At 58.8% G+C, this 3,641-nt stretch carries 4 protein-coding genes; 2 read left to right on the top strand and 2 right to left on the bottom strand.

Annotated features, from left to right (window positions below; translation table 11 throughout):
- The coding region (locus tag AC1D0Z_RS17700) for a hypothetical protein (protein WP_477659511.1) at positions 1-642 on the bottom strand (642 nt) is incomplete at its 3' end.
- 1,309 nt (positions 643-1,951) lie between these two features.
- Positions 1,952-2,329, bottom strand: coding sequence for a PH domain-containing protein (locus AC1D0Z_RS17705; protein ID WP_477659512.1), 378 nt, complete (start codon positions 2,327-2,329; stop codon positions 1,952-1,954).
- Between the two features lie 236 nt (positions 2,330-2,565).
- On the opposite strand from AC1D0Z_RS17705, the gene AC1D0Z_RS17710 reads away from it, so the two are divergent.
- On the top strand, positions 2,566-2,841 hold the full coding sequence (locus AC1D0Z_RS17710; RefSeq protein ID WP_477659513.1) for a DnaJ domain-containing protein: 276 nt from the start codon (positions 2,566-2,568) through the stop codon (positions 2,839-2,841).
- Between the two features lie 43 nt (positions 2,842-2,884).
- Positions 2,885-3,481, top strand: a complete 597-nt coding sequence (locus AC1D0Z_RS17715; protein ID WP_477659514.1) for a hypothetical protein — start codon at positions 2,885-2,887, stop codon at positions 3,479-3,481.
- Positions 3,482-3,641: the final 160 nt, after the last annotated feature.

The following is a 3,641-nucleotide window of genomic DNA, read 5'->3' on the forward strand; positions in this document are numbered from 1 at the left end:
CTTCGACCATGCCCAGAAAACTTTGTCATGGGGGCTGATATGACCAATCCTTGCACTGTCATAAGAGAAAATATAGCTCCCACCATCGGTCGTGGTGGTCTTGATGCCAACGGCCAGTGAACCGTCCTCCAGCCGCGCCAGGGCGAAGCCGCGCCGCGCATGTTTGTTGCCGGAGTTGAAAGTGTCGTCATACTCGACCTCCTCGAACTCCAGCATGTCGGCCTTGCATTTGAACTTTGCACTGTCGTATTCGACATGAGTCCAGACGGGCGCCCGCGTTTTCACGCCGGGGGGGTCGATGGAAAGTGAGCGCATCGTTATGCGCGAGCCTGTCTGCTCCACCTTGATCTGCATCCTGGCGCGCGACACCGGCACCGGCCGTCCACCGTCCCAAGGCCGGATGTTCGTTGCCATCCCTTTCGCGTACTCGCCGTCAACCGGCGGCCATGCATAGAGCCCTTCCACCGAAGGGCAGCCAACCAGCTTGGTCTTACGCGCCCCGAACTCTGGCGGAGGCTTAGGCTGGCCAATAACTTGGGGCCCGCATGCGGCAAGAGGGAAGCAACCGGCAAGAGCCAGGATGGCGTGCCAGGCAACGCGGCGGCGCTCCGCCACCGTGGGGGGAAAGTTACCGCGCATCATGTTTCATGGGGTTTAACGTAAAGGTGACCGGCACGTTGCGTCCAGGCGCCGCGAGGCGCCGTTGGATATCCTGCACCTCGCGGCGCCTGGGCGCAACGTATCCGAGTCGACCGACCTGTATGCCGCGCGGCCCAGTTCATGGTTCAGATTCCAACGATCATGAAGACGCCCAGGATTGCAACAGCGAAACCCCACAGCCGCACCGTCAACGGGCGAAGCGTGTTCCTTCCAGGCCAAAGAGGTACGCGCTCGCCCAAGGCGGCCTTAGCCGTGGACAGTCGTTCGGCGCAAATAGCCGCTGTCACACCGACAGCCAAGAGAACCGCGCCAAGTATGCGATCGAGATCACGCGAAGCCAAGCCGACCACAATGGCGAGAACGAACCCACCGAACACCGCGGCGAGCAGCGCATAGTCTCGGCGCGTCGGTTCACGCGGCATAACGTAAAAATGACCGGACCACCAACACAAGCGGCAAAGCCGCCTCCTGCTGTTGTGGGTCCGCGTCGATTGACAAGTTAGCAGGCTTTTCCCAATGCTTATTGAGCTCTAGACACATATTGCTTCCGAATGAGGAGATATTGGCCTGGTGAGCAAGTAGCTGCCTGCGACAAGCCGACATCAAAAACCGACCGCCCCATCGACCCGGCATGAAATCGAGTCACCGTGGCTAGTTTGGCGCCCGAAGAAGAGTCTATGAACGAATAGGTCAACTCGTAGACTCCGAACCCTCTGGAACTTCGACTGTAGTCCTCCGCGAGCCCAGGCGCCACGAAGAAACGAACCGCGTCGCCCACCATCATTGAAACGTCCCTCTTGTCCCCGGAGTTGGGTTTCGGAGTCCAGTCGGTAGCCGGCACAAAAACCTGGACCCCAGACTCGGCATTGCATAGCGCATTCCGATAGGCATCGCGGACGAACGGGTACGACAACGGGAAGGTCACGAGGAGAGCGAGAGCAATGGCGACCACCTTTCGGCCAGCACCCGGCTTGGCACCACCATCGGTCGAAGCGAATCCCCAACCCAATACTCTGGTCGCTGCATAGGTGAGACCGACCACAGCTAAAAGAAGCAGCGCGAGTGCACCGAGATAAAAGAACGCCATGGCCTGCTAACGTAATGTATACCGCAAGRTCTGCGGYATARCATCGCGCCTRCGGTATAACTTGGCCACCGAAAAACCACCCAAGTGCTTGTTATTAAAAGACTTATTGCCCATTTTGAGTTTCGATCAGGTCGATAAATAAGGGACCAAACCCCGCAAGCAATCCATTTACTTCACCCTGTCAGCGTTGGAGGGGTAGACGTCTTATCGCAGAACATAGCCGGCAAGAACGCTCTGCACCTCATAGATGCTCAGCTTCTTGTTGAACTGCTTCTGGATCGGTGCGGTCGTTCCGGAAATCCAAATCTTAAGCTCGGCGTCCAAATCGAAGTGTCCAGCGGTCTCCACACTGAAATGCGTAATGCTCTTGTAGGGGATGGAGTGGTATTCCACCTTGCTTCCGGTGATGCCCTGCTTGTCCACTAACACAAGGCGCTTGTTCGTAAACACGAAGTAGTCCCGAATGAGCTGATAGGCTTGTTCGACCTCTTCGCCCGGCGCCAGGACTTGGCTGAACTCCTGTTGAATTTTGGCAGCGTCGACCTTAGACGCGTTGCCCAGCATCCCATCCAGAAAACCCATAGATCCTCCCTTTCGTTGTGCTTGAGGTCTAGCGTAGCGTTGACCGACGAATAAAGATAGTGGGGCGGAGTTGGCCGACATCAGGGGGACAAGGTCATCCACCAGCCCCCCACAGCACCAGACAGGCATAATCCTTGATCCCCCCGCCCCGCGCGCAGGCGTATCCCCTCACCTCGTGAGCCCTTCAACATGCCGTGCAGCTCCCTGCCTGCGGTCCAGGACACAGCCACCTTCGCATGACTGATCACTACACCGCCCTCGGGCTGGACAGTGCCGCAACACTGGCCGATGTCAAAAAAGCTTTTCGCCTGAAGGCTTCCTTCTGGCACCCAGACAAAAATGCCAGCCCCGAGGCGCCCGAGCGTTTCAGGGCGGTGCAGCAGGCTTATGAGGTGCTGTCGGATGCGGACAAGCGCCAGGCCTATGACGACAACCGCCGCCGCAACCTGCTCGACAGCCCGATAGACACGGCGCGTGCCATCTGGACTGACTATCTCAACCCGCTACTGTGACCCTTGCTGACCAAAGAAGAACACCCATGAAAAACCCGTCAGCATGAGCGTCTCCCCTTACTTCCTTGACCTGCGTTCGGCCTACCAGTCCGAGATGGATGACCTGCGATTCGACTCCGAGGGGCGCGACGTGTTGCACCAGCGCCTGGCCGGCAAACGGCAGGAGATGGCTTTTCTGGTCCAGATGATGGACACCAGCCCCGAGATGGTGGCGGTGGTGTTTCACCAGGGGTTTGATTTCACGGAAAAAACCGTGATGGACCATCTGCTCACCCACGATAGCCACGACGCCGATGGCTTTCCGGCCTGGAGCAGCCTGGCGGATGGCTTTGTGCTGGCGCCCTGGGCCCAGGACCTGGCGCACATCGTTTTGCAGGCGCCCGGCGGAGACAAATTTTTGACGCTGACCGCGGGGCTGGAATATATGGCCGGTCTGCCGGTGGCCGCGTCACTGGTGAACGCCGAAGAAGATGAGGATGGCGACGACGGCCATGGCGACGAAGACGGTGATGAGAACGGCGACGGCGCCCCGGTGATGTTTGAGGGCGATGACGATCGTGAGCAAAGCGCCGATGCCCGGGCACGCCACGAGGCAGGTTCCGACTGGCTGGTCCAGCAGGGCTTTGACGCCAAAGACTGACGCAAGCAAGCATGAACTGGAAGGTAAAAAACTGATGACAACGCATCTCGCCCTGATCGAAAAAACCCAAAGCCTGATTGCGGCCGGCGACATCGTCGGCGCAGAAGCGGCGCTGGTCGGGCTGGCCGACGCCGAAGGTGATGCAGCGCTGATGGTGGTG

This window comes from Polaromonas sp. P1_E3 (assembly GCF_056405935.1).